31 protein-coding genes and 2 pseudogenes are annotated in these 26,619 nt (G+C 37.5%); 12 read left to right on the top strand and 21 right to left on the bottom strand.

Annotation, left to right across the window (positions count from 1 at the left end; translation table 11 throughout):
• Positions 1 to 263: transposase (locus tag FAR12_RS04345; protein WP_143252519.1), on the top strand; the 263-nt coding region annotated here is incomplete at its 5' end.
• 120 nt (positions 264 to 383) lie between these two features.
• On the opposite strand, the gene FAR12_RS04350 is transcribed toward FAR12_RS04345, so the two are convergent.
• The 9 genes from FAR12_RS04350 to FAR12_RS04390 form a co-directional block, all read right to left on the bottom strand.
• The gene (locus tag FAR12_RS04350) at positions 384 to 1,688 is read right to left on the bottom strand and encodes a pyrimidine-nucleoside phosphorylase (protein WP_126406746.1); all 1,305 of its coding nucleotides are present in this window, start codon (positions 1,686 to 1,688) and stop codon (positions 384 to 386) included.
• Positions 1,689 to 1,718: 30 nt separating this feature from the next.
• Positions 1,719 to 2,540: a purine-nucleoside phosphorylase gene (locus tag FAR12_RS04355; RefSeq protein WP_126406748.1), complete on the bottom strand. Its 822-nt coding sequence runs from the start codon at positions 2,538 to 2,540 to the stop codon at positions 1,719 to 1,721.
• 71 nt (positions 2,541 to 2,611) lie between these two features.
• The gene (gene deoB / locus FAR12_RS04360; RefSeq protein WP_126406750.1) at positions 2,612 to 3,790 is read right to left on the bottom strand and encodes a phosphopentomutase; all 1,179 of its coding nucleotides are present in this window, start codon (positions 3,788 to 3,790) and stop codon (positions 2,612 to 2,614) included.
• Positions 3,791 to 3,999: 209 nt separating this feature from the next.
• Positions 4,000 to 4,893 (bottom strand): site-specific tyrosine recombinase XerD, encoded by an 894-nt coding sequence (xerD, locus tag FAR12_RS04365; RefSeq protein ID WP_126406753.1) that lies wholly within the window; start codon positions 4,891 to 4,893, stop codon positions 4,000 to 4,002.
• Positions 4,894 to 4,898: 5 nt separating this feature from the next.
• Complete coding sequence (locus tag FAR12_RS04370) at positions 4,899 to 5,126, bottom strand: YqzK family protein (protein WP_126406755.1); 228 nt, start codon at positions 5,124 to 5,126, stop codon at positions 4,899 to 4,901.
• Between the two features lie 397 nt (positions 5,127 to 5,523).
• Complete coding sequence (gene fur, locus FAR12_RS04375; protein WP_126406757.1) at positions 5,524 to 5,994, bottom strand: ferric iron uptake transcriptional regulator; 471 nt, start codon at positions 5,992 to 5,994, stop codon at positions 5,524 to 5,526.
• 214 nt (positions 5,995 to 6,208) lie between these two features.
• On the bottom strand, positions 6,209 to 6,853 hold the full coding sequence (gene spoIIM / locus FAR12_RS04380) for a stage II sporulation protein M (protein WP_126406759.1): 645 nt from the start codon (positions 6,851 to 6,853) through the stop codon (positions 6,209 to 6,211).
• Positions 6,854 to 6,984: 131 nt separating this feature from the next.
• Entirely contained in the window at positions 6,985 to 8,154 is a 1,170-nt protein-coding gene (locus FAR12_RS04385; protein WP_126406761.1) for an endonuclease Q family protein, read from the bottom strand.
• Positions 8,151 to 8,702 carry an NUDIX domain-containing protein gene (locus FAR12_RS04390; protein ID WP_126406763.1) on the bottom strand — a complete coding sequence of 184 codons (552 nt, stop codon included), beginning with the start codon at positions 8,700 to 8,702 and terminating at the stop codon, positions 8,151 to 8,153. Before FAR12_RS04390 ends, FAR12_RS04385 begins: the two co-directional genes overlap by 4 nt.
• Positions 8,703 to 8,776: 74 nt before the next feature.
• On the opposite strand from FAR12_RS04390, the gene mciZ reads away from it, so the two are divergent.
• A complete protein-coding gene (gene mciZ, locus FAR12_RS04395) occupies positions 8,777 to 8,917 on the top strand; it encodes a Z-ring formation inhibitor MciZ (RefSeq protein WP_126406765.1) in 141 nt (46 codons plus the stop codon).
• 53 nt (positions 8,918 to 8,970) lie between these two features.
• A complete protein-coding gene (locus FAR12_RS04400; RefSeq protein ID WP_126406767.1) occupies positions 8,971 to 9,879 on the top strand; it encodes an aldo/keto reductase in 909 nt (302 codons plus the stop codon).
• A gap of 32 nt (positions 9,880 to 9,911) precedes the next feature.
• Here the strand turns inward: FAR12_RS04400 and FAR12_RS04405 are convergent, their stop codons facing one another.
• Both FAR12_RS04405 and FAR12_RS04410 read right to left on the bottom strand, forming a co-directional pair.
• On the bottom strand, positions 9,912 to 10,163 hold the full coding sequence (locus tag FAR12_RS04405) for a YqkE family protein (RefSeq protein ID WP_126406769.1): 252 nt from the start codon (positions 10,161 to 10,163) through the stop codon (positions 9,912 to 9,914).
• A 41-nt stretch (positions 10,164 to 10,204) separates the two neighbouring features.
• Positions 10,205 to 11,389, bottom strand: coding sequence for an acetyl-CoA C-acetyltransferase (locus FAR12_RS04410; protein ID WP_126406771.1), 1,185 nt, complete (start codon positions 11,387 to 11,389; stop codon positions 10,205 to 10,207).
• Between the two features lie 128 nt (positions 11,390 to 11,517).
• Here FAR12_RS04410 and FAR12_RS23925 point away from each other — a divergent pair, with 128 nt between their 5' ends.
• The 3 genes from FAR12_RS23925 to FAR12_RS23295 all read left to right on the top strand — a co-directional run bounded on the left by FAR12_RS23925 (position 11,518) and on the right by FAR12_RS23295 (position 14,243).
• A complete protein-coding gene (locus FAR12_RS23925) occupies positions 11,518 to 11,649 on the top strand; it encodes a hypothetical protein (protein ID WP_281275633.1) in 132 nt (43 codons plus the stop codon).
• 249 nt (positions 11,650 to 11,898) lie between these two features.
• Positions 11,899 to 13,641: an ABC transporter ATP-binding protein gene (locus FAR12_RS04415; protein WP_126406773.1), complete on the top strand. Its 1,743-nt coding sequence runs from the start codon at positions 11,899 to 11,901 to the stop codon at positions 13,639 to 13,641.
• Between the two features lie 434 nt (positions 13,642 to 14,075).
• Positions 14,076 to 14,243 (top strand): hypothetical protein, encoded by a 168-nt coding sequence (locus FAR12_RS23295; RefSeq protein WP_170972094.1) that lies wholly within the window; start codon positions 14,076 to 14,078, stop codon positions 14,241 to 14,243.
• A 392-nt stretch (positions 14,244 to 14,635) separates the two neighbouring features.
• On the opposite strand, the gene FAR12_RS04420 is transcribed toward FAR12_RS23295, so the two are convergent.
• The 3 genes from FAR12_RS04420 to FAR12_RS04430 form a co-directional block, all read right to left on the bottom strand.
• Positions 14,636 to 14,974: a DUF2085 domain-containing protein gene (locus FAR12_RS04420; RefSeq protein WP_126406775.1), complete on the bottom strand. Its 339-nt coding sequence runs from the start codon at positions 14,972 to 14,974 to the stop codon at positions 14,636 to 14,638.
• A 16-nt stretch (positions 14,975 to 14,990) separates the two neighbouring features.
• Complete coding sequence (locus tag FAR12_RS04425; protein ID WP_126406777.1) at positions 14,991 to 15,272, bottom strand: hypothetical protein; 282 nt, start codon at positions 15,270 to 15,272, stop codon at positions 14,991 to 14,993.
• A gap of 85 nt (positions 15,273 to 15,357) precedes the next feature.
• Complete coding sequence (locus FAR12_RS04430) at positions 15,358 to 16,131, bottom strand: Cof-type HAD-IIB family hydrolase (RefSeq protein WP_126406779.1); 774 nt, start codon at positions 16,129 to 16,131, stop codon at positions 15,358 to 15,360.
• A 250-nt stretch (positions 16,132 to 16,381) separates the two neighbouring features.
• Between FAR12_RS04430 and FAR12_RS04435 the strand changes: the two genes are divergently transcribed.
• Positions 16,382 to 17,059: a GNAT family N-acetyltransferase gene (locus FAR12_RS04435; protein WP_126406781.1), complete on the top strand. Its 678-nt coding sequence runs from the start codon at positions 16,382 to 16,384 to the stop codon at positions 17,057 to 17,059.
• Between the two features lie 115 nt (positions 17,060 to 17,174).
• Here the strand turns inward: FAR12_RS04435 and FAR12_RS04440 are convergent, their stop codons facing one another.
• Positions 17,175 to 17,597, bottom strand: coding sequence for a hypothetical protein (locus FAR12_RS04440; RefSeq protein ID WP_126406783.1), 423 nt, complete (start codon positions 17,595 to 17,597; stop codon positions 17,175 to 17,177).
• A gap of 160 nt (positions 17,598 to 17,757) precedes the next feature.
• Between FAR12_RS04440 and FAR12_RS04445 the strand changes: the two genes are divergently transcribed.
• A complete protein-coding gene (locus tag FAR12_RS04445; RefSeq protein WP_126406785.1) occupies positions 17,758 to 18,666 on the top strand; it encodes an alpha/beta hydrolase in 909 nt (302 codons plus the stop codon).
• Between the two features lie 157 nt (positions 18,667 to 18,823).
• Here the strand turns inward: FAR12_RS04445 and FAR12_RS04450 are convergent, their stop codons facing one another.
• Positions 18,824 to 19,447 (bottom strand): TetR/AcrR family transcriptional regulator, encoded by a 624-nt coding sequence (locus FAR12_RS04450; RefSeq protein WP_126406787.1) that lies wholly within the window; start codon positions 19,445 to 19,447, stop codon positions 18,824 to 18,826.
• A 249-nt stretch (positions 19,448 to 19,696) separates the two neighbouring features.
• On the opposite strand from FAR12_RS04450, the gene FAR12_RS04455 reads away from it, so the two are divergent.
• From FAR12_RS04455 to tatA, 4 genes and pseudogenes are all read left to right on the top strand, one after another.
• Positions 19,697 to 19,954 carry a hypothetical protein gene (locus tag FAR12_RS04455; protein WP_126406789.1) on the top strand — a complete coding sequence of 86 codons (258 nt, stop codon included), beginning with the start codon at positions 19,697 to 19,699 and terminating at the stop codon, positions 19,952 to 19,954.
• 25 nt (positions 19,955 to 19,979) lie between these two features.
• A complete protein-coding gene (locus FAR12_RS04460; RefSeq protein ID WP_126406791.1) occupies positions 19,980 to 20,714 on the top strand; it encodes a gluconate 2-dehydrogenase subunit 3 family protein in 735 nt (244 codons plus the stop codon).
• Positions 20,715 to 20,732: 18 nt separating this feature from the next.
• Positions 20,733 to 22,474, top strand: a pseudogene (locus FAR12_RS04465) (GMC family oxidoreductase).
• A 38-nt stretch (positions 22,475 to 22,512) separates the two neighbouring features.
• A complete protein-coding gene (gene tatA, locus FAR12_RS04470) occupies positions 22,513 to 22,710 on the top strand; it encodes a twin-arginine translocase TatA/TatE family subunit (RefSeq protein ID WP_126406793.1) in 198 nt (65 codons plus the stop codon).
• A 55-nt stretch (positions 22,711 to 22,765) separates the two neighbouring features.
• Here the strand turns inward: tatA and FAR12_RS04475 are convergent, their stop codons facing one another.
• The 5 genes and pseudogenes from FAR12_RS04475 to FAR12_RS04495 all read right to left on the bottom strand — a co-directional run bounded on the left by FAR12_RS04475 (position 22,766) and on the right by FAR12_RS04495 (position 26,353).
• On the bottom strand, positions 22,766 to 23,092 hold the full coding sequence (locus FAR12_RS04475) for an iron-sulfur cluster biosynthesis family protein (RefSeq protein ID WP_126406795.1): 327 nt from the start codon (positions 23,090 to 23,092) through the stop codon (positions 22,766 to 22,768).
• 57 nt (positions 23,093 to 23,149) lie between these two features.
• Positions 23,150 to 23,485 (bottom strand): YolD-like family protein, encoded by a 336-nt coding sequence (locus tag FAR12_RS04480; protein WP_126406797.1) that lies wholly within the window; start codon positions 23,483 to 23,485, stop codon positions 23,150 to 23,152.
• A gap of 14 nt (positions 23,486 to 23,499) precedes the next feature.
• Positions 23,500 to 24,759, bottom strand: coding sequence for a Y-family DNA polymerase (locus FAR12_RS04485; RefSeq protein WP_126406799.1), 1,260 nt, complete (start codon positions 24,757 to 24,759; stop codon positions 23,500 to 23,502).
• A 142-nt stretch (positions 24,760 to 24,901) separates the two neighbouring features.
• Positions 24,902 to 25,330, bottom strand: a pseudogene (locus FAR12_RS04490) (SDR family NAD(P)-dependent oxidoreductase); the annotation flags it as partial.
• Between the two features lie 111 nt (positions 25,331 to 25,441).
• Complete coding sequence (locus FAR12_RS04495) at positions 25,442 to 26,353, bottom strand: class I SAM-dependent methyltransferase (protein ID WP_126406801.1); 912 nt, start codon at positions 26,351 to 26,353, stop codon at positions 25,442 to 25,444.
• Positions 26,354 to 26,619: the final 266 nt, after the last annotated feature.

Consider the following 26,619-nt stretch of genomic DNA (forward strand, 5'->3'; position numbering starts at 1 on the left):
AGGCAAAAGAAGGCAACAATCGAAAACTAATGGTGAATGAAAAATGGGAAGAGCAAAAAGAATATGTGAGAGCGAAGCTTTCAGAAGAGAAAACGAGTGCCATCTATCGAAAACGCAAAATTGATGTGGAACCAGTTTTTGGATTCCTGAAGGCTAATTTGCGTTTCACTCGATTTTCTGTACGAGGAAAATCAAAGGTAGAAAACGAAATGGGTCTCGCGTTAATGGCAGTGAATTTAAGAAAATTCACTGCCATTAACTAAGGTAATAGAAAAATTAACACACAAAAATAGAGAAAGGTGAATTTGAGTACCCTCAAATTCACCTTTCTCATTATTTGAAGCTAGTTATGTCCCAGCCTCTAAATATTTTTTCAGAATCAATTATTCAGTAATTTCCTCGTAAATCAGTGTTGGTGCAGCTGCTTTTTCAGCAGAAATTGTGATATTGTTGTAAAGTTTATTTTTAACTTCTTCAATATTTTCCGAGTTACTATAAATAGTAACGAGAGATTCCCCTTTTTGAACGGAATCACCAATTTTTTTATTGAGCATGAAGCCTACTGCCAAATCAATTTCAGATTCTTTTGTAGCTCGCCCAGCTCCAAGTAGCATAGCAGCTGTTCCGATCTCATCCGCTACCATATCAGAAACATACCCATCTTCTTTTGCTTCAAGTTCATAAATGAATTTGGCCTGCGGAAGCTTTGCCGGATCATCGACAACAGTTGGGTCTCCACCTTGTGATGCTAAGAAGACTTTAAATGCTTCAAGCGCAGCTCCATTTTTCATGACTTCCTGAAGTTTTGTACGTGCCTCTTCAAGAGTTTCTGCTTTGTTTGCTAGAAGGACCATATGACTACCTAATGCTAAGCAAAGTTCTGTTAAATCTTCAGGACCTTCACCTTTTAGGGTATCAATTGCTTCCTTTACCTCTAACGCATTTCCAATAGCAAATCCAAGTGGCTGGGTCATATCGGAGATAATAGCCATCGTCTTTCTTCCAACATTATTCCCGATGCGAACCATTGCTTTAGCTAGTTCTCGTGAATCATCAATTGTTTTCATAAATGCGCCTGCACCCGTTTTTACGTCTAAAACAATTGCGTCAGCGCCTGCCGCAATTTTTTTACTCATAATTGAGCTTGCAATTAACGGAATACTATCAACCGTTGCTGTTACGTCACGAAGAGCATATAGCTTTTTATCAGCTGGTGTAAGGTTTCCGGTTTGACCAATTACAGCAATTTTGTTTTTGTTTACTAGGTCAATAAATTCTTCCTTACTAATCTCAACGTGGAAGCCATCAATCGCTTCAAGCTTATCAATCGTTCCTCCAGTATGCCCAAGACCGCGTCCTGACATTTTTGCAACAGGTACACCAAGAGCTGCAACAAGCGGCCCTAAAACAAGTGTTGTTGTATCACCTACACCACCGGTAGAGTGCTTATCAACTTTAACACCTTCTATTGCAGAAAGGTCAATCTGCTCACCTGATTCAACCATAGCCATCGTTAAATCAGCTCTTTCTTTTTCCGTCATCCCTTTAAAGTAGATCGCCATTGTTAATGCACTCACTTGATAATCAGGGATCGAGCCATCTGTGTACCCTTCAATAATAAAATTAATTTCCTCTGTAGAAAGCTCTAATCCATCTCTTTTTTTCTCTATTAAGTCGACCATTCTCATATCATTCACCACTTTATTTAAGATAGAAGTTTATGCGCCCATTTCTTTAACCATTTCTTTTACAAAGCGAAGGAAGTTTTCTTTTACTCTCTCTGTCGTTTCAATAACTTCTTCGTGGTTTAACGGTTGATCCAAAATACCAGCAGCCATATTTGAAATACATGAAATTCCTAAAACTTGAAGTCCACTATGGCGAGCTATAATTACTTCTGGAACAGTTGACATTCCAACTGCGTCTCCACCTAGCGTTCTAAACATGCGAATCTCAGCCGGAGTTTCGTATGTAGGTCCAGTATTTCCAACATAAACTCCCTCTTGGAGCTTGATATGTAGGTTATTTGCTACAGCTTTTGCCTTTTGAATTAAATCCTTGGAATAAGCCTCAGACATATCCGGGAATCGAACACCCAATCTTGAATCATTCTTACCGATTAGTGGATTTGAACCCATATTGTTAATATGATCGGTAATGAGCATCAAGTCGCCTGGTTCAAAATCTTGGTTCACTCCACCGGCAGCATTTGTAACGATAAGTGATTCTACGCCAAGTTCTTTCATCACACGCACAGGGAAAGTTACTTGCTCAAAGCTATAGCCTTCATAGTAGTGGAATCTTCCTTGCATCGCGACTACTGGTACACCGTGGATTGTTCCAAATACGAGTTGACCAGCATGTCCCTCTACCGTTGAAACCGGAAAATCAGGGATTTGATCGTAAGGTGTGCGCACAGCATCTTCGATTTCCTCAGCCAAAACACCTAGTCCCGACCCAAGAATGAGACCAATTTTCGGTTGTACTTTTGCTTGTTCCTTTAAATAATTTGCAGCTTGCTGGATTTTTTGATAATCCATCTTATTCCCCTCCGAATCAATAGAAGTTAGTAGGCACCGCTTTAAAAAAGTTAGTGCTTATTTAGAGTTTTTTATTTCAATTCGCCAAGGAAGCTTTTGCCGTAGTTTGGCATTTTAACTGAGAAGTTCTCAGCAACCGTTGCTCCGATATCAGCGAATGTCTCACGTAATGGTAATTCCTTGCCTTCTAATTGCTTTGAATAAACTAATAAAGGTACATATTCACGAGTATGGTCTGTTCCAGGATGAACTGGATCATTCCCATGGTCAGCCGTAATGATCAGCAAATCATCGTCCTTCATTTTTGCAAACACTTCTGGAAGTCTAGCATCGTATTCTTCAAGTGCTTTTCCATAACCTTCTGGATCTCTTCTATGACCAAAAAGGGCATCAAAGTCTACTAAGTTTAAGAAGCTTAAGCCTGTGAAATCCATATCAAAAGTTTGTACAAGCTTATCCATTCCATCCATATTAGAAACGGTTCTTAATGATTCGGTTACTCCTTCTCCATCGTAAATATCAGAGATTTTACCGATAGCAATGACATCTAGTCCAGCATCCTTCATTTCGTTCATAACAGTTCGATCAAATGGCTTAAGCGCGTAATCATGACGGTTCGCCGTTCTTTTGAATGCCCCTGGCTCTCCGATAAATGGTCTTGCTATAACGCGTCCTACCATATATTTCTCATCAAGAGTTAATTCACGAGCAATTTTACAAATCTTATATTGTTCTTCAATAGGAACAATGTCTTCATGTGCAGCAATTTGAAGAACAGAGTCGGCAGACGTATATACGATAAGTGCCCCTGTTTTCATATGTTCTTCTCCAAGCTCATCAAGAATTTCTGTTCCACTTGCAGGTTTGTTTCCGATAATTTTTCTCCCAGTACGAGCTTCTAGCTCTGAAATTAATTCATTAGGAAATCCCTCTGGAAACACTTGAAATGGTGTGCTGATGTTCAGCCCCATGATCTCCCAGTGTCCGGTCATTGTATCCTTACCGCTTGAAGCTTCCTGCATTTTTGTGAAAAATGCTAGTGGTTTCTCTGCTTTCGTAATTCCTTTAATTTCACGAATATTGCTTAAGCCTAATTTCCCCATATTCGGCATGTCCAGCCCGTTCATTTTTTCAGCAATATGACCTAATGTATCTGATCCTAAATCACCAAATTTTTCTGCGTCTGGAGCTTCACCAATCCCCACAGAATCCATCACAACTAAAAATATACGTTTGTATTGAAAAGACATCTATATTCCTCCTAGCTCAAAAATCCTAATAAAAAATATAAAGCGTTTTCTAAAATAAGACTTTTACACCCATCTTATTTTCTCCTGCTTCTTCTTATAATAATCGAACAAATTCTATTTGTCAGAAGTCTGACAACTGTATTTTACTAAAAAACATAAAAAAAAGCTACCAACATCGGTAACTTTTCTGTGTCTATTCTATTAAACTATTAAGCGCGAGGATGAAATTGACTATAGACATCCTTAAGTCTCGTTTTCGTAACATGGGTGTATATTTGCGTTGTTGAAATATCAGCATGACCAAGCATTTCTTGTACAGCCCTTAAGTCTGCCCCATTTTCTAATAAATGGGTTGCAAAAGAATGGCGCAAAGTATGCGGTGTAAGCTCCTTCTGTATGCCAGCTTCAGCTGTAAGACGCTTTAGGATTTTCCAAAATCCTTGTCTTGTCAACCTTTTCCCATGATGATTCAAAAACAGTGCATCATCTTTATGCTTTTTTGATACAAATTGGGGGCGTCCCTCATCTAAGTATTTCTGGATCGATTCCGTTGCAGTTTTGCCAAGAGGTATAATTCTCTCTTTATTCCCTTTTCCGATACAACGAACAAATCCCATTGATAAATGAGCGTCTCCTGTATTTAAGCCGATAAGTTCACTAACACGAATGCCTGTCGCATACAAAAGTTCAAGCATTGCCTTGTCTCTTAATCCATAGTGGTCATTACTTTTTGGAGAATCTAGCAATCGTTCTACTTCTTTTAAATTCAAGACCTTCGGAAGCGTTCGTTCAAGCCTCGGTGTATCGATGTGAACAGAAGGGTCTTGGTCTACAATCTTTTCTCTAAATAAAAACTGATGAAAAGCACGGATAGATGCTATATGGCGTGCCAAAGTTTTCGATGATTTTCCCTGTTCCTTTAAATGACCTAAAAAATGAACAATCTGTAGCCTTTGAACATCTTGTAAATTTGTGATTTTTTCAACCTTTAGGAGAAAGTCAATGTAGCCTTTCAAATCTCTTTCATAAGAAATAATTGTATTTTGAGCTAGTCCTTTTTCTACGATTAAATAATGTGTAAAATCCTTGAGTTGAAGCTCCATTTTCATTACTCCCCGTTTAAATAAAACAAAATTAACCGATCGAGCCACGTGGGCTCCTCTTGAGTTCCGCTCGCAGACACCTTTACTGCCGTTCCATTCGGCTCATCATAGCGGTGATAATTTTGATATTCTTCATTTACCCACATGATACCATAGTAAAAGAGAATTGTGCATGTAGTGAACAGCAAAAATACCTTCAATGTATTAAATACTAACTTTAACCACGATCTCATTTGTTCTTTCCTCCAAAAGCAGCTTTTATAGTAAAGGTATGCCAAGTAGGACAAGAAATATACCTGTGGATATACAAAAGCGCAGGCGCCTTCGGAACAATCGAAGTACAGATTGCCCCTGTATTTTCTTCTTCTATGGAGTTTTCATTGATGTTCAACCCGACAAACGTTGGAAGAACCACTGGGTCTGAAACAACCCATGAAAAATTGAACTATATTTTTCAAAAAGAGGGGTTAGGCGCTCCTCCCACAAGCTATCGCATTCATGCGTGTGATATAAAAGCTACCTAAGCCTTCCTTTTGGAGCTAAACGTAGATACACCAAATCCATAACAGCGAAATCTGTAATTTCCTAGAGATCAAAAAAGCCTTTTTCCCATCGGAAAAGGCTTGGTTTCTATTCTTCTGTATCTTCCGCCTGCTCTTCGTCATTGTCGGAGCAACGATAGCAAATACCGTGAAATGTTAAACGATGGTCTTTAATTTTGAAATTCCATCTACGTTCAACAATTGCTTCTACGTCTTCTAATAAATCCTCTTGAATTTCATCAACCGCTCCACATTCTATACAAACAAGATGGTGGTGGAAGTGAGCAGCACCTTCCTGTCTCAAATCATAGCGTGAGACTCCATCTCCAAAGTTAATTTTATCTACTATTTTTAATTCAGTTAACAACTCTAGTGTTCTATAAACAGTTGCTAATCCGATTTCAGGCGACTTCTCTTTCACAAGGAGGTACACATCTTCAGCGCTTAAATGATCCTCTTCATGTTCTAATAAAACACGTACGGTAGCTTCACGCTGCGGTGTCAATTTATAGCTCGATGAATGTAAATGTTTCTTTATTCTCTCAATTCTTGTTTCCATTACGATAGTCCTCCTCGCCACTGTCACTTACTTATTATAACAGATGCTTCTTCGATTTCAAATTGAAAATTATTATAAATAAGCAACAATAACGATTATAAAATAATAATTATTATTAGATGATTTTATATTTTAAAAAGAATACTAGAATGATACAAAAAAATAATTAGCGCTTGAGTATCATATCCTATTTTTCTATATTGTGCAATTCGTCCTATGACTGTACGGCGTTCACTACAAGCTTCATGAGAGCTGGAGAAACGTACGCCTCGATACTTGCTGCTGCAACGAGTAAAAAGAGAGCTCCTAAGAAGGCAAGTGCATAGCGCCCTAGTAATGGAAAAATAGGCTGTCCTAATTTTTTCATAAATTGCTTCCGTATCATTTTCAACGAAAAAGCGACAGATAATGTAGCTCCAAAGATAAAGATCGGAATGATGATAAGATTTTGTGGCAAAATGGACACAAATGAAAGAAGAAAACCGTCCCATTGCATTTGATTAACAAGAAAGCCTACAGTGAAACCTACAACCATTCCCTTTATAAAAAGTAATACGAGTATAACGGGTAACCCAATAATTGAAATGCCCAATATCCACATTAATCCGACAAACTTAATGTTGTGAAAGAAGCTTTGAAGTAATATGTCATTAGAGGCAGCAACTTTTCCCGTTGACACCTGCCCAAAAAATTGTGACAAATAATAGAACAAATCTTCCTTCTGATTAAAACTTAAACTATTAACAACGATCGCTCCAAAAATGACACCCATTAAAAACAGTACAATCACAAACAAATATATGGACGAGTGCTCTCGGAAATGATTTGCTACGATATCCTGGTACATTCTTTTTTTCATGTGCTTCGAGCCTCCTAGAGATTATTCCGAACAACTTACATTAAAATGTATGCTCGTCTATTCCTCTCTATGACATGAGAATCTATTAAATTTCGCAAATCTATCAAAAAGACTAGCTCCTTCGATGCGAGCTAGCCTTGTTCAGATATTTTCCCGTAGATACCCCCGCCACCAGCATCAACCGATAGAGTTCCCCTACGGGCGCGAATGATAAGCCTAGCCACTTTAGCTGGGACCACTTTCTCTAACGCCGCTTCTGGCACGTCGTGAAGAATCGCCATTTCCGTTCCAAAATACTGAAGTAGCTTGTCTAGCAATTTTGGACCAATTCCCGGAATAAACTGCAGCGGCACTTGATGGATATAAGGCGGTCTACTTGAAGGACCTTTCTCCGCCGTTTTTAATTCAAGAATCCGTTCTGCCACGCCCTTTATGAATTTCTTATGGCCACATTCACTGCATTCTTCCGTTTTAAAATTAGCTTTGGCTGAACATTTAGCGCATACCGTTTGATGGTATTTTCCGAGCATGGGATCAAGTCCGTAATTCGCTAGAATCCGCTGATTATTTTCTCCTCGTAAAGCTTCTTTTAAATTTTCAAAAGTCGGCTCTAGCATTTGAATCAATTGATATTCTCGAGCAATTTTGGCAAGAGAATGCGCATCAGAATTCGTTAATAACGGATATCCATGTAGCTCTGCTAATTTGTCGGCCATATCCGTATTCGCGCTTAGACCGATTTCAATTCCATCTATTAAATCTGGATGAAATACTTCTTCTAAAGAGCTCTTAACCCCTTTTCCGTAAAGACTCTTAAACGGAGTGAATACATGAGCCGGAATGAACAAGCCTCCAAGTTCCTTCGTTTTTTCCTGTAGCATTCTTCCTGTAACGTAGACACGCTGGGAGCTTAGCTGAATGTTTTTTAAATGCTGAGAGAGCCAATGCGAAAATTCCTTCATTATATTCAAAGTGGGGAAATAACAAAGTACATGAATCGGTCCATTCGTTCCCTCATCATAAATCTCAAGCTCAGACCCCGGAATGATTGTTAAGCCTTCGTAAAAAAGCCCACCTTTTTCAAGCTCGATCAACTTTCCTTCATTTAAAAGTCTTTCCATTTCAATGATCACTTCAGGAGAATGACTATCGATGATTCCAACCATATGTAACCCTTTTAGATCTCTTGCATGTTCAATAATATTGGTAAAGGTGAGTGTACGCGAGCCAGTAATCTTAACCGGCTTTCCTGTTTCTGTTCGTCCAATATGAATATGCAAATCTACAAAGTATCGGTTCACTTTTTCAACGCCTCTTGAAGTTGAAGATATTGAATTGCATAAGCTGTTTTCGCATCATATACCTTTTGTTCTTTTACTAGCTCTAAAGCCTCTTCTAGCGTTACTTCGATCACGTTCACAAATTCATCCTCATCTAAGCTTGCCGCATCCTTTTTCTTCGATAATCCCTTGGCTATATACACATGGACAATTTCATCTGCAAATCCCGGAGATGTGTAAAAAGAGATTAACCACTCTAGGGATTCACATTCGTAGCCTGTTTCTTCTTCCAACTCTCTTACAGCTGTGTGCGCAGGTTCCTCACCTTTTTCAAGCTTTCCAGCTGGAATTTCTATCAATACCCTATCCATCGGCTTGCGATATTGCTCAACCATGACGATTTTATTGTCATCGGTTATTGGAAGAATCGCCACTGCTCCAGGATGCTTGACTATTTCACGTGTAGAGGTTTTTCCATTCGGTAATTCTACTTCATCTACTTGCAGGCTAATGACTCTTCCTGAAAAAATAGGTTCTGACTTAAGCGTTTTTTCTGCGAGGTTACTCATTTATTTGTCACTCCAGTTCTATTCCTAATTTGATTGTACATATAGTTTAGCATACTTGAATTGGAGGAGTAGGTATGAAGCTGTATGTACATGACAAAGGAGTCATACTTGTCGGGAAGGCTTGGGAAATTCGGCAAAAATTAAAGGAATACAATCAACATTATGATTTACTTTATGATTGGGTTCAAAACGTTCAAAAACAAGAAAACTCTTAAATTGTTTTTTCTTTTCTTTTTTCTATAAAATAGGCTTTAGAGGTGAAACGAAAATGAAGAAAAGAAGATTAGGAAAATCAGATCTACTAGTAACTGAATTAGGTCTTGGCTGCATGTCGCTTGGAACAGACAAGAATCATGCACAAAAAATCATAGAGGCAGCCTTGGATGAAGGAATCAATTATTTTGATACAGCTGATTTGTATGACTTCGGAGTCAATGAGGAAATCGTTGGTCAGACATTAAAATCCGTTCGAGACCAAGTGATTATTGCGACGAAGGTAGGGAATCGTTGGAATGAACAAAAAGACGGTTGGAGCTGGGATCCTTCCAAAGCGTATATTAAGGAAGCCTTGAAGCAAAGCCTGAAAAGACTTGATACGGATTATATTGATTTGTATCAGCTTCATGGGGGAACAATCGAGGACAATATTGATGAAACGATAGAAGCGTTTGAAGAATTACGTGAAGAAGGATTCATCCGTTTTTACGGTATTTCATCTATCCGTCCAAATGTTATTCGTGAATATGTCCAAAAATCCAATATAGTTTCGGTGATGATGCAATACAGTATTTTGGATCGCAAGCCAGAGGAAGAGGCACTTCCCATTTTACACGATCATAATATTAGTGTCGTAACCAGAGGCTCGGTTGCAAAAGGATTGTTAAGTGACAGAGCGCATGAAAAATTAAAATCTGGCTATTTAGAGCACAGCTCTGAAGATCTAAAAGAAATTATTCAAGGATTGCAGGAAAAAGTTGCTCATTCCCGTTCATTAACAGAGGTGGCACTTCGTTACAATCTTGCCCATCCGGCTGTGGCATCTGTAATCGTTGGCGCAAGTTCTGTCGGACAAATACAGACAAATGTAACGGCAGTTAACTCCACGCCATTAACTACCGTAGAAATCGCATTAATTCAAGAAATTGCCAAAGCACATACTTACCCTGCTCATCGATAAAAAGAAGGAAGCGCGTGCTTCCTTCTTTTTATTTATTTGAAACTCTTCCAGTCCATCGAACTTTCGTTTAATAGCTCTTCAAAGGATTTATTTTTTTCACGCTGACGGCGCTCTTCTCTTTTACGTTCTTCTTCCTCAATCTGCTTCTGCTCTTCCGCAGCCTTTAACTGTTGCTTTTGATCTTTCAACTGCTTCAGTAAATCTGCATTTAGCATGTCACCAAGTGTGACTGGCTTTTCTTCATTTCTTTTTTGAGAATTGTGTTGTTGTTTCTTTTTCTTCATGTGAACCCCTCACTAAATCTTAGTGAACTCATTATAACATTTTATGATAATTCGACCACTGTCGCGACTCCTTGGCCACCACCGATACAAAGCGTGGCAAGACCTGTTCTTGCTTCTCTTCTCACCATTTCATGAATCAAGGTCACAAGGATACGCGCTCCACTTGCACCAATTGGATGTCCTAGTGCAATGGCCCCACCGTTTACATTCAGAATTTCCTTTTTAAAATGTAGCTCCCTGTCAACAGCTAAACTTTGTGCAGCAAAGGCTTCATTTGCTTCAACAAGCTCGATTTCCTCAAGGGATACTTGTGCTTTTTTCAGTGCCTTCTTCACAGCTTTGACTGGCCCAATTCCCATGATACTTGGATCTACCCCAGCACTTCCATTTCCTCTAATCGTCACAAGCGGAGTGATGTTCAGCTCTTCGGCCTTTGCTTTACTCATGACAACTAATACAGCAGCTCCATCATTGATTCCTGAAGCATTTCCCGCTGTCACAGTGCCATCCTTTTTAAATGCTGGTCTTAATGTGGCAAGCTTTTCATGAGTTGTCCCCTTTTTCGGATATTCATCTGTATCAAAAACAATTGGCTCACCCTTACGCTGTGGAATGGCAACAGAAACAATCTCATCCTTAAACTTCCCTTGTTCGATTGCTTCTTGCGCCTTTTCTTGGCTCCAAGCCGAAAATTCGTCTTGTTCCTCTCGTGTAATTTCATATTGGTCAGCTAAATTCTCTGCCGTAATACCCATATGATAGTCATTAAAGGCACACCATAAGCCATCAGAAATCATGCTGTCGATAAGCTTTTGATCGCCCATCCGAAAACCATCACGTGCATTTTTTAACAAATATGGCGCTTGGCTCATATTTTCCATACCACCTGCTACAACAATATCTGCATCTCCTGCGATGATTGCTTGTGTTGCTAAATGAACGGCTTTTAAGCCTGAACCACATACTTTATTAATGGTCAATGCAGATACAGAGTCAGGTAATCCAGCCTTTAGCGCGGCTTGACGTGCCGGATTTTGGCCTAGACCTGCCTGCAACACATTTCCAAGGATTACTTCATCAACCTGTTCTGGCTTTACGCCCGCTTTTTCGAGGGCTCTTTTTATCGCAATGGCACCAAGCTCTGGTGCAGAAAACTTTGCAAGACTTCCATTAAAGCTTCCAATTGGCGTACGTACTGCACTAACTATCACTACCTCTGTTGACATTCTCTCATCCCCTTTTATCTTCTTAAATCTAAAATTCGACACGATTCAAGAAAACCCTTTCATTTTTGTATAACCCCTATAGTTTTTACTCAAGCTATTTATGATGTTATTTGAAGGGAGCCATAATTATGAGTCAAAAGAGAGAAAAAGGGTATAGTCAAAAAGGCCGTTCTAGTGCTCAAAATGTTAAGCAGACGATTGCCGCTGAAGAACTTGATCAAGCTACCCATCCAACAAAGAGACAGAATTCGAAGCAATAAGATAAATATTCACTTTAAAAAGGATCTCACATTTTTAGCAACCTCAAAATGTAGATCCTTTTTTCTTTTATTTATGTTCCGAAAATTACAAACATTAATTATAATAAGCTTATCAATGAACAAGGAGGAAAATCATATGAAAAACTTTAAGAAAATCGCACAAACATATAAGGGTCGGACACTTTCTTAAATTTAAAATGTGTATCCCCTTATATGTGTTTATTTAAATAACACAAAAAGGGGTAAATCATGAGTTTTCCAATTAAAAAATTTCTATCATATTATAGACCATATTTAGGGTTGTTTGTTTCAGTATTGGTATGCACTTTGATTGTATCAGGCGTTACTTTGGTATTTCCATTACTCGTTAGATATATTACAAAAGATGTTCTAGCAGGAGATTTGTCCAATGCCCTCAATGAAGTGTATTGGATTGGTGGACTAATGCTTGTATTAGTAGCTATTCAAAATATCGGGAATTATTTCGTTGACTACAAAGGACATGAAGTCGGGGCTCGGATGGAGAGTGATTTACGAAGAGAACTATTTGACCATATGCAACAGCTTTCCTTTTGTTTTTACGATAAGCATAGAACAGGTCAGCTCATGTCGAGATTAACGAATGACCTTCTTCTACTTTCTGAGCTGTACCATCATGGTCCAGAAGACTATCTTAAATATCTTGTTCGCTTAATTGGTGCATTTATCATTCTGTTTTTTATTAATGCACCTTTGACCATCGTTGTATTCTGCTTTTTACCTTTTTTAGGTGGTTTTGGTCTGTATTTTAATAAGATTTTGAATAAAGCTTACACAAGAAATAAAGAGCGAATTGCGGCTATAAATGAGCAAGTTGAAGATAGCCTATCGGGTATCCGCGTAGTAAAGTCCTTTGCTAATGAACAAATAGAAATGGATAAGTTTAATATTGAAAATAATCGTTTTCTCGATAGCAGGAAGAAAACCTATAAAGCAGAAGCATATTTTTATAATTGTTTTGAAACGATTATTCAATTGATTACGATCACAGTGATCATTTTCGGAAGTGTCAATATTGTTGGTGACAAGTTAGATTTAGCCGATTTGATTACGTTTATTCTGTATACGAGCTATTTTATTGAGCCAATCCAAAAACTGACTCATATGAGTACTCAGTTTCAGGAAGGAATTACTGGCTTTCAACGTTTTATGGAGATTATGAATCTTAAGCCGACAATTCAAAACAGATCGAATGCCATAACCCTTTCAGAGGTAAAAGGGGAAATTGAGTTCAAAGAAGTTTCATTCCGGTACGAAGAGCATGTGGACCCTGTTTTCATAAACCTTTCACTGACTATTCATCCAGGAGAATATGTTGCATTAGTTGGTCCTTCTGGTGTGGGTAAAACTACATTATGCTCACTCATCCCCCGCTTTTATGACGTAACAGATGGGGAAATGTTACTTGACGGGATCAATGTCTGCGACATCGAGATGCAGTCATTAAGAAAAGCCATTGGGATTGTCCAGCAAGATGTTTATCTTTTTGCAGGAACTGTTATGGAGAATATTCGCTACGGAAATCCGTCAGCACGTGATGAAGAAATTATCGAGGCTGCAAAGTACGCAAATGCCCATGATTTTATTATGAGCTTGCCAAACGGCTACTACTCTGAGATTGGACAACGAGGTGTCAAATTATCGGGCGGTCAAAAACAGCGCCTTAGCATTGCTCGTGTATTCTTAAAGAATCCGCCCATTCTCATTTTTGATGAGGCAACAAGTTCACTAGATAATGAGAGTGAAAACTATGTCAAAGAGTCACTAGAATTCTTAGCAAAAGGTCGCACAACGATTGTGATCGCCCATCGATTATCTACTATCCGTAATGCCCAGAGAATTATCGTATTATCAGACAATGGTATTGTCGAAGAAGGTACACACGATACATTGCTTGTAAGAAATGGATCATATGCTCATCTTTATTCTAAACAGTTTGAATTACAAGTATAAATGAAAAACGACCCGAGCTTGATCGTAAAGGGTTCTGTTTAAAGATGCATATCGATTAAATGACATTATAAATGACGTGCGAATTGGCACGTCATTTTTTCCTGCAATCAATGGGTTTTACCTTCTTTAAGAGGAAATTGACAAACAAAATGACACACCTTTTTCACTACGAGAAGAGGTGTGGTACAAACTAAAAGAATTGTCAGTTACTATCTCAATTTAAGTGTCAATTTGATAAAAAATTAACCCTGAAAATTTCCAATTATTAATATAATTATGAAAATCTTATTAAGCTACCGAAGCAGTTTTGTTGAACAACGTTCCTTCCCAAATTGATTTGAAACTTTTTAAAATTAAAATCGTACTTATAGTTAAAGTAAGTGCATTCTTATTGGAAAAACTTATTCCATATTAAGAATAGGGAGGGGCAATGGATGAAAACAGATTGGTATTGGTTACTAATATTCATTGTGTTGATGACAACTGTTGGATTTCTTTTGTTTGACAATATTGCTTCAAAGCTCATTTTTGGAATTGCAGTTGGTGGTATATTTGGTTGGATATTTATTACAAAAAAAACTAATAAAAAAGATAAACAATGATTCTTGTCTATTTTTGAATACAAATTTGCTTATTTTGGAAACAATGCATTTGAACTAAGAGGGATTAACGCTTTTGATGAATTTACTAACGAACAGGGCAGGATAATTGAAGAAGTGCAGGAGTAAATACGGTTATTATCGAATACACATTTATGGAAAATTGATTTAAGCGTGTAATTTTCTATGTTTTCTTGTTGAAAGGATGCTAGTTAAATAAAGGTTCGTCTTGGATATTAAGACAAACCTTATTTTTATGTTTTTTGTCTGCCATTTCATTAGTAATTTCTGCTGACATTTCTTATCTTTTTTTGAAAGTGCACCTCAAAACGGAATCCTTTAAGCTTGATCGTGGGTCGTTTTTTGCCATTACAAATTGAAGCTGTAGTTTAAATCTAAGCATTTTTCTCGATCAACTGAACGAACGTCCACACAACAGTGGAAATCAGTAGCGCTTGACCTACTCCAAATAATAATCCTGTTATGAAACGTAGGGTATTTGTACTTTTTCTCCATTTCCAAGCTTGAGTAAATCCGTCTATAATCATAGGGATTGCCATTACCAACGGGATCCACAAGGGAATGATTAGACTTGCTAGAACAGCAATAGGTGTTAACAAATACCCTAGCAAAATAGCGAAGCATCTTGTGCAAAGTAGCATTGGTTTCCCTTTAATATGTAAGCAACGTTCAGGGATTCGATGACATGGAATAACCATCAGAATTTCTTTCATTATCCTCATCCCCTTCTTAAGGCGAGCAATCTGGTGTACAATCTGGTGCACAATCACAATCTAGTTTCTTAGGAAATGGAACATCAATGCAACAATCACCATATCCACAATAGTCACTAATATCGCCTTTTTTCTTTTTTCTCTCTTTCTTCCTCTTTTCATAAAACCGAAAAAGCACAAAGGATGCACCGGCCCCAAATAAGACAACTGGTCCCCCAACTATATAAGATTGGAGAAAAAGTAGAACAATTCCTGTCATGAGTATCACTTGTGAAACAGTTAAGCCAACGAAAAACAATGTGGGTTCCTCCACTCATAGGATGATTTAGATATCACTTTAATTTAAATTCTATTATTTAGAAATGCAGTAATATTTTTTCCACTTATATTATTCCATACTTTTTTAAAGCAACATCAATACCATCTTCACTCGACTTTTTAGTGACAAAATCTGCAACCCGTTTCAATTTTTCATTCCCGTTTCCCATAGCTATGCCGAGTCCTACTAGTTCCAACATATCTATATCATTTTCTCCATCTCCAAATGCTATAGCCTCAGATTTATCAATACTAAAATACTCTAAAACTTTTATAATAGCTAAGGATTTTGAGACGTCTTCTTTTAAAACATTCAGTATGAATGGATGCCATCTCTTAAATGTTAACTGCGGGAAATGTTTAATATATTTCTCAAGCATTTTGTCATCTGCGAACAGACACATTAAGAATACTTCTTGAGCTACAACATCTTGGTTCACTTCTGGATAATCTTTTAAAGATAAAGTTTCTCGCAATGCTTGTAATATGTTGCTATCTTTAACACCATTCATACTGAAATCTTCCGTATAAAATGAGAGACCATGATTTTCAAGATGTGCAAAATCTACCACTTCTTTAACTATTCTTTTATCCATCGGAACTTTATAAATAACAATTTTATTATGTTTTACATATGCACCATTGGCGGTAATGAAAGTATCAATTCCTAATGCTTTTATTTCATCGCACATAGACAGTGGTCTACCTGTTGCGGCAACAACCTTTATTCCTTTCATTCTCAACGCTTTTATCGCTTTTTTTGTACTAGACGAAATACTTCCATTCTCATGATTCGTAATAGTTCCATCCACATCAAAAAATACAATCTTGTAGTTCATTTAAAATCCCTTTACCTCTACTTTTATACGAATTATATCAAAAATTGGTATTTTATGTTAATAAAAATACAAGAAATTCATTTTAAAATGGTGATTCAGTTGCTCGATATGTTTTTTCCAAGTCACGGGTAAGGGAAATGGGACAAAATCAATTTCTTCAGTTTTGATTATCAGAGACTATATTTGATGCAGGAAAATGTCAAGGTCATCTTGAATTAAGAATCCATAACTTAATTTTGGAGGATTACATATGTTATCTGAGTCAGAATTAATGGAGCATCATGTCAATGTGTTATTTAGACATGATAGTGGAAATCGAGTAACAGTAGTGAATGAGCCCCCATTCGAGGTTGCACCACGAATTTTTATAGGGGCTACTAGAGCCGGGAACATAGTGAGATTTTCAGATTCGCTGGATGAAAGTATTGTAAAGAGTTTGGGACAAGTTATAGGAGCAAATCCTGGTGCTCATTTAGGAGAGGTTATCAAGGTACTAACTAATGAACAACCAGTAAGTAATCTATGGATTGGACCAGCTTATGTATTCCCTAATGTCGTTGGTAGTACTTTTCCGAGAGCCATTAAAGTAACTCACGAAAACAAGGAAATTTTAAAACCTCATTTCCCTTATACATATGAGGATTTTAAGTATAAGCAGCCTTGCTTTGTCATACTGGAAGATAACATACCTGTATCCATTTGTTGTAGTGCCAGACAAACCTCAAAAGCATCTGAAGCGAGTATATTTACACATGAAGATTATCGTGGAAGAGGATACGGTGTTGAGGTTGCAAATGCTTGGGCACAAGATGTCCAAAACCAAGGACGAATCGCTCTGTACAGCACAGCTTGGGACAATTTCGCTTCCCAATCGGTAGCAAGGAAATTACAATTAGTTCAATATGGAACTGATATTCATATGAGTTAAATTTAAAAAACACTTGAAATATAAATCAAGTGTTTTTGTACTAATTATTGAGAACCATATAAATATGAATCCATCACCTGCCATTGTATAATTGTCCCATCCTTTATATGATACTTCAATAAAAGATACCCTCCTGTATGCCCATCATCAAATGGTGCAAATACCACTCATGAGACAATACTTTGAGTTTATCATAGAGAAAATGCATTTCACCGCCTAAAACACCTTGATATGGGATGATATCTTCATGTTTATTTAAATCCTCTTTTATATCATTGACCGTGCCTTTAAATCCTAGATTCGTAAGTTCTGCCTGAGCAAGTGCTGGAAATTCATTTTTCTCTTTTACTATAGTCGCCTCTTCAACATTGTCTGATCCTTTCAATGACTTAATCTCATTCTGCAATTCTTGTACTTGAATCACCAGATTTTCTATTTCTTTATTATTTTGTGGTTGGCGGGCGGTGACAGTTTCTTTTTGACATCCCATTAACAAGAAACAAACGAATGCACTTAGAAAAACGACAGATTTCCGCATCTTTTTAGCTACCTCTCCTAGAAATATTTTCCTCCTCATATTAATTAGACAGATTCTCCTCTATATCCTTTCATCAATTTGAAACATTCAAGTCATTTTCATGTTTCAACTGCTTCCAAAATGGTAAAATTAAGTAAAAATACTTCTTGGAGGGATCAGCTTGAAGAGAGCGTTCCGCTTCATTGTGTCGTTTCTATTCGCCTTCGTGACTATAGGTGTCTATTTTTCCAACCGCATCATGTATATGAAAAAGAAGGATGATGAATTTATCATCAATCGTGAAAAGTCAGCAGGAAGACTTGATTCAAATGTCTTCGAGCGTCTGCCTAAGCGAGAAATTCTGATTCCATCTCACTTCGGCTATAACTTAAAAGCACTTGTTGTAGAACCTCATAATACCAATAAATACATGATTTTTTGCCATGGTGTGACCGAGAATAAAATGAATTCCATTAAGTATATGAATTTATTTTTAGAGAGAGGCTTTAATGGGTTAATTTATGACCATCGAAGACATGGGGAATCTGGCGGCAAAACAACGAGCTATGGCTATTATGAAAAATTTGATTTAAAAACCATTGTGGATTGGCTAAAGCTCAATCGTGGGCCCGATTTAGTTCTGGGAATTCACGGGGAATCGATGGGTGCTGCAACGACGCTTCTTTACGCGGGAATGATTGAGGATGGAGCGAATTTTTATATTGCCGACTGTCCGTATTCGGACTTCAAAGAACAACTTGCCTATCGTTTAAAAACAGAGATGAAGCTACCCCCAAAACTGTTATTGCCTGTCGCAGACCTCTTTATCAAAATGCGCCAACGATATTCACTTAAAGACGTTGCTCCCATTTCAGTTATTGAAAATATCGAAAAACCGATTCTTTTCATCCATAGCAAAAAAGACGATTTTATTTTACCAACAATGACAGAAGCTCTTTATGAACATAAGCAGGGACCTAAAAAGCTGTTCATAGCTGAAAATGGTGTTCACGCACAATCGTTGAATGAGAATAAAGAGGACTATGAGAAGGTCGTAGATGAGTTTTTGGAGGAGTATGGGTTTTTGTAAGAATAAAGCTGACATACAATGACTGTTAATAATCGGTCGGATGTCAGCTTATTTTATTTCTACTCTAATAATTTACAAACTGGTAAAGGATAAACTATCGTCATTATTTTGATGTATTTTTCTATCAAGACAAAACACCTATTTTACAAGGTGGCCATTACTGTGAATTAGCTCTCTTTCGAACTAAATTGTTCACATGGATTTCTGGTATGTAGGCTCTATAAATACGGAGAAGTTGTTCGGACATATAAAGAGGAGTTTGCTCAAAATCATTTTCAATCCATTCTAATAGTAAGCCAATTGCCCCATGAATTCGATATGTAGCAAAGAGATGAATGTCCAAGTTATCATCATCTATCGTAGCCGAATAATCAAAATCCTTTCTAAATAATGGTTCTAAGTGTCTAATCAGCTTTTCTCTAAAACTATAACTTGAATTCTCTCCTAGCATCACTTGATAAAACTTTTTATACTCTAAAAAGTGGTCAAAAAAGGCAATGGATTCAGGTTGTAACCGGTTAAAATCAAGTACTTTTTGATCAAGATATGGCTTGCGATATGCCTCTGTTGCTTTTTTTAAAACTTCTTCAATCATTTCATTTAATAGGTCCTCTTTTCTTTCATAATGAGCATAGAAAGTTCCCCGATTAAAATTTGCTTCCTTTACTATCTCTGAAATAGTAATAGCACAAAAATTCTTTTTTTCCATTAAGGAAAATAGAACTCTTTTAAAATGATCCTTCGTTCTTCTCACACGTTTATCAGGATACTGAGTACTCATTAGTTACTCCCTCCTACTTTTAATCAACAATACCAGATTTTTTGTACGTTTCTGTACACTTTTCTTAATATTGTATATTGAGTTCCTACGATTTAAATCCTACAATAATTGTAATTAAATTTTAATTATTCTGTCAATTATGTAATTTGTAATCGGTTACATCCTTATTTTGTAATAGTGTCATTTATTGAAAAAACACTATTCTTGTAAAATTTATAGTGTTTATAAAATTTCTAAGGAGGAGACGCAATGGAAAACCATGCTCTTTCTGAGTTAAGGCTTTTAAATCAATTACTTCTCGGTATCATTATCGCCACGAATATTGGATTTTTCTTATTTTTATATACTTCTTCCTTTCCAGGATTAAGTTATGTTGGGATAGGGATTGGTGCTTCCATAATTCTTTGGTGTTGGCTTGGGAATCGATGTCTATTGTTTGTTTTTGGATTTATTGCTACTACAACTGTATTCACTATTACCTATGAATGGACAACAATTTTTCACTAATCAATTTAACGAACGGAGGGTCAATATGTCAGAAACCGAAAATAAACAAACACATAATCAATCAAGACGAAATTTCCTTAAAAACTCTGGCTTAACAGTTGGTGGACTCATCGTTGGTGGGGCCATAGGTAGGATCATCAGTATGAAACCTAATTCAACACCAACAACCACGCAACCAGTTGAAACACATCAAATGGCCAATTATAATGAAGCACTACAATTTTTTACACGGAAAGAAGATTTTGAAGCACTAGCAGCCGCAACAGAAGTTATTTTTCCAGAAGACGAAAATGGTCTGGGTGCAATAGGCTTAGGGGCACCCTATTATATCGACAAACAACTAGCTACTCCTTGGGGCAGAAATGCTGATGATTATATGATCCGACCATTCAAAAACGGACAAACGCCGTTAACTCGTGGAGATATCATGCTACAAGGCGTACGAAAGATAAACGAAGTTAGTCAAAAAACGCATAATGCATTATTCAACACATTAAGTGAAGAAGAGCAGGTTGCTATTTTACAAGAGTTTGAAGGTGGAACAGTAGAAATGGCCTATGTTTCATCGACTTCCTTTTTTGCTCTGTTAAGACAATTAACACTAGAGGGTTGTTATTGCGATCCAATGTATGGTGGTAACAAGAATATGGAAGGTTGGAAGATGAAAGAATGGCCTGGTGCACAGATGTCTCATGCTGATGTCGCTGATGCGAGTGATTTTGTTAAAAAAGAGCCTAAAAGTTTAAGCGATCATATGTAATACGAGAGGGGAAAAATCATGGCACAAAAATTACCTAAAGTTGATGTTGTAACTGTTGGAGTTGGCTGGTTCGGAGGTATTGTCGCTGCGGAACTTACAAAAGCAGGTTTTAATGTTGTTGGTCTTGATAAAGGGAAAGAAAAAAATCTGAAAGATTATATGCATACACATGATGAAGTTCGTTATCCTATCCGAGGGGAGGGTTATCAAAAATTAACAAAAGAATCTTACACTGTTCGAAACACTCTTAACCAAGAAGCCTATCCGATTCGAGATAAAGCGACTGCTGTAATTGGAGAAGGAGTTGGTGGAGGCGGTAGCCACTGGGGGGCGCAAACACATCGCTATTATCCATACGATTTTGAAATCCGATCAAAAACAATTGAAAAATATGGTGAAAACAAAATTCCTGAAAACATGACAATTCAAGACTGGGGTATCACCTATGATGAATTAGAACCCTATTATGATAAATTCGAAAAAATGGCAGGTATATCTGGAGAACCTGATCCGAACTATCCAGAACGAACAAATCCTTATCCAACACCACCTCTTAAGAAGAATATACAAATGCTTATGTTTGAAGAAGCAACCAAAAAAATGGGCTACAAACCATTTACGATTCCAACAGGTACACTCTCTGAAGTATATAAAAATCCAGATGGTGAAACGATTAATGCCTGTCAATATTGTGGATTCTGTGGTAGTAACTATTGTGAGTATGGTGCTAAAGCAGACCCTGTTGTAACAGTAATACCAACAGCCCAAAAAACTGGAAAATTCGAACTTCGTACTCATGCAAAAGTAACTCGAGTATTACATGACGGTACCAAAGCAACTGGCGTATTGTATCAAGATACAATAACAGGAGAAGAATTCGAACAACCAGCAGATATTGTGGTACTGACCAGCTATGTATTTAATAATGTACGTTTGCTATTGTTATCTCAAATTGGCAAACCTTATAATCCTCAATCGGGAACTGGGATTATCGGCAAAAACTTTACAGATCATCACGGAGTTACTATTAGTTACGGTTTATACGATGATAAAAAATTCAATAATTATGTATCAACTGGCGCTTGGGGAATGGCTATAACTGATTTTACTGGAGATCTATTTGACCATAGCAATTTAAATTTTGTACATGGTGGACAAATTGAATGTCGTATTACTGGTAATGATCCGATTTCAAATAGTATTACACCACCTGGCACTTCGAGTTGGGGAAAAGAATTCAAAAACAGTCCCTTTTTTATCACAATCGTTTCCTAATGTTATTTAGTCAAAAAGCTACCTTGCCTTATAAAGACCATTATCTAGATTTAGATCCAAATTATAAAGATGAAAACGGCGACCCACTTATTCGGATTACTTGGGATTATTCGGAGAATGACCGTGAAATTCATAAATTTATTCAAGCAAAGCAAGTAGAAATACTAAAAGAAATGGGTGCAAACCACATAATTGAAGTTCCGCTTGCTGAACATTATACAGGAGGACTTGCTTTCCAGCATAACTCTGGTGGAGTTATTATGGGATCTGCTCCTGAATCTTCAGCTGTTAATAAATATCTACAAATGTGGGACATGGAAAATTTATTTGTTTGTGGAGCTTCTGCATTCCCTCATTTTAGCTGTACAAACCCTACAACTACTGCAGCAGCATTAACCTATCACGCAACCGAAGGCATGATTAAATATCTGAAAGTAGGCGGTGGGCTTTTAGTTCAAGCGAAAAATCAAAAGCAATTTGCGTGAAATTTTTATGCGCATAAATCATTTTTAGAGGTGACATTATGTTTTCAAATATTGGTATTCCAGGTTTAATTCTTATTTTAATACTTGCATTAATCATATTTGGTCCAAAAAAGCTGCCCGAAATTGGCAGAGCATTTGGGCAGACTCTCCGTGAATTTAAAAAATCAACGAGTTCGCTTTTAGAGGATGAACCACCTAAATCGGAAAAAGATTCATCTCAAGTTGATAAAATATAAAGGTAAATAAAGGCGCTTAGACTTTTCGGTCTTTAGCGCCTTTTCTTCCATCCATTTATCCAATCTTATTCAAAAAGCTCATTCTTGGATTTAAGTATTCGCCTGGACTCTTTAGTTGAAAGCTGTTTGTACTTGGAGAAAAATCAATTTTAAGGTTGTCATTTAAAAAGACTTCCTTTGATTTTTCTACGTAAATTGGACCAATGCTCGTTTCGATTGCTCGATCCTCCTCATGAAGTTGATCGACAAGCCATAGTGCTGTTACGCCACTTACTACACAGCCACAGCCTTCTGTATCGTATTTCAGCTTAAGGAATCCTTCTTGTTGCCCCTTTTTCTCTGCTATTTTTTGCGCTGCTATATCTGTAATGGTAATTTCCATCTGTCATCCCCCTCTACTACTGTTATTGTAGCATAATCCACCTTTTCTTCCACGCTACTACGCCTCGGTTAACCGCACATCAACAATCGAAGAAAGGGAAATTCGATGCACTTCCTCAAATCGGTCGAGAACATGGAGCTTTCCGTTCAGTTCATCCCAATAATGAATATGTCCAATGACCACCTCATATTTGTGATTTTGATGGTGGGTAATCGTGACACTTTGGCCAAAACCCATTGCTTCAGAAATGGTTTCGTTCATTACCTCTAGATACTGTTCATCAACTTCCTTGATTTTTTCATAGGCATCCTCTTTCGCCCAATCGCGCAAAAGCTTCACATGCTCAGGGAGCATCATCGAAGTCCATTTCATTTTTCCACGGTCACGAATCACGCTAAGTCACCTCCCTACATTTTATGACCGCCGACTAGCTTCGCTCGCGCTAGTGCTGTTCCTGCATCCGTGTAAGATATCGCTCTTAATAACGAACCTGGTCCATACCTGCCACGAATCCGATCCACTACATACCCAAGCTCTCGTTTTTTCCAAGATCCTAAGTCAAACAAATTTAACTGGAACTCATTATCATCCACAATATTCCCTAAGGAAATCATAATTTGTCTGACTGTTTTTCCAGTGTAATGCTCCTCTAAAAGTTCAAGGCACACCTCATAAATTTCCATTGTCACATTGGTCGGCTGCTCAATCGATCGAGAACGGTAAAATCCCCCACCAAATTCATTCTTGCTATAGCCAAGACCAAAGCTAATCGTTCGCCCTGCCTTCCGTTGAAGACGCGCACGCCTCGCCACCTCTTCACACATTTCAAGAACAACATGCTTCACATCTTCCTTATCCTTATAATCACGAAGCAAAATTTGACTTTTTCCAAAGCTCACCTGCCCTTCCATAATCGGAGCGCCAACCTCAGAAAGGTCCACTCCCCAGGCATGGTAATAAAGCTGATTACCCATCACACCGAATTTCTTCTCCAGTTGTTCTAAGTCATATCGAGCCAGCTGTCCGACTGAAAAAATGCCCATGCTATTTAACGTTTTCTCCACTCTTCTTCCAATTCCCCACATTTCTCTTAATGGAGACACTGGCCAAAGCTTCTCGGGCACATCTTCATATGTCCACTCAGCGATTCCTTTTTTCTTGGCATCTAAATCAAGACAGAGCTTAGCAAGAAGCATGTTTGGACCAATACCAATGGCACAGGGAAGCTGAAATTCCCTATCAATATCAATCCTAATTTTCTCTGCAATCGTTTTAGCATCTCCCCAGAGCTTCAATGCTCCATCCACTTGAATAAAACTTTCATCAACGCTATACGTATGAATTGCTTCCTTCGGCACGTAGCGATGGAATACACGGGTAATCTCTAACGAAACCCGCATATACGTACCCATCTTCGGCTCCTCAACATGGATACGTGGATCATCAGGAATTTCATAAAGTCTTGAGCCTGTTTTGATTCCAAATTCCTTTTTTAATTTCGGCGAGGCAGCAAGGACAACACTGCCCTTCTGGTCCTTCGCACCAACTACTGCAAGATAGCATTCAAGAGGATCCCAGCCTTCCATAACCGCTGTACAGCTTGCATAGAAACTCTTCATGTCGACACATAAAATATTGTTTCGGGGCATCATGCTGTAATCGACCATTCCCCTTCCACCTCACAAGAAAAACACAAATTCGAACATCCGTTCTATTTTATCCTAATTCTAAGCGAATATACGTTCGTTTTCAATGGGCATTTTATGGAAATTAAAAAATCACCTCCTAGAAGGTGATTCAATCGTTTCTCTATTTCTTATTAAAGGACCGCTTCCCAAATCGCTCAAACAGGTTTGGAAAAAGTGCATAGAAGACACTACCGACATTCATCCATCGTGGTAGATTAATTTCTCGTCTCTTCGTTAGCATTGCGCTCACGATCTTTTCCGCCACATAATCAGGCTTAAGCATGATTCTCTGTACATTTTTCACGTACGTGCCCTTTTCATCCGCAATTTCAAAAAAGTTCGTCGCAATTGGACCTGGATTCACAGTCGTCATAAAAATATTCGAGTCAGTTACCTCCATCCTCAAGCTATTTGTATAACCAAGAACCGCATGCTTTGTGGCCGAATATACACTCGATTTAGGAGTAGCTATTTTCCCTGCTTGAGAAGCCACATTGACGATATGTCCACTTCGCTGAGTCTTCATTTTAGGAAGTACCACAGCGGAACACACCCTTTCCTAACTTTTTGGTCTGCAAAAAAAAAGCGATGGTGTTCATTTTTATATTAAAAGTTAAATGAATCCTTTTTCCATTTTTCACTTTTTAAATCAATGCAATAGTTAGTTTTTTACTGCGTGTATATAATGAATTGTTTCAAAAGCTTGCAAATCATCATCACGATTAGAAAAATACTGATTTTGAATATCTTGTGGAGACAAGTGTTCATACATTAATAGCTGTTGTTCAGCAAGTAATTGTTCAATTTCCGGAAGCGACGTAGCAAATTTCATCGATTCTCCGGAAGCATCTGCCATCTGAACCATATTTTGTACACGATTGTAAATACCTTGTTCTGTAAATAAGCGTTCATCAGCAACATCAAAAACAATTGAACTCCCTTTTGGCAAAACTTTAAATAGCGTACCTAATAGCTGTTGCAGCACTTCTTTTGTTAAATAATAAGTCACACCAAGCATACTAAAAATCGTTTTCTTTTTGGGATCAAATCCTGCGGAAATTAACTTTTCGAGTGAATGCTCCTTTGTAAAATCCATTGCTACAAATTTTAGATGGTTCGGGCATTCTAGTCCAGCTTGCTGCAAACGTTGTAATTTAAACCGTTGTGTCGATGGATGGTCAACTTCAAATACTTTTGTAGTGGAAAGCGCATGGCGCCAAGCAAATGTATCTAGACCTGCGCCTAAAATTACGTATTGTTCAGCTCCAAGCTTTATTTCATTTTCTACGACATTTTCAGCGAATGCAGCTCTAGCTAGTGGGGTCGGTGACAACTGGATTTGTGTTACCCATTTTAAAATCGCATCATTATTGCCTTTCAGCTTTTCAGCTGTTTTGGGACTAAAAAAAGAAATTCCTTTCACCATATTTGATGAAATAGCATTGTATTCTTCATTAGATAAAAATACTTGTGCCAGCGTATCGTTGAAGATAATAGGGCTGTCTTCTTTTACGTGATATGCTCTACTAAAAGCTGAAACAAGGGATGTTAAACTAGATTCATTATTTTTCATCTAAAACACTCCAATAAAAAAAGATTCCCCTGGCCAGGAGAATCTCATTTTATCATCGTAAATTTTTTTTGTAAATAATATCACACAAAAATATTTTTGTCAAATATTTTAACTGTAAAAACATCTCTTTTTTATGATTTTTTAAAAAAAATGTACCAAAACACTGTTTGGAAATCTTTTGTAAAACACCCGATACTCTTCTATACAATGGCCCACTTGTTGAATAAACGCAACTTCAAAAAATATGTATAAATATAAGTACTTCT

This window comes from Bacillus yapensis, from assembly GCF_005280205.1.
GTDB lineage: Bacteria > Bacillota > Bacilli > Bacillales > Cytobacillaceae > Robertmurraya > Robertmurraya yapensis.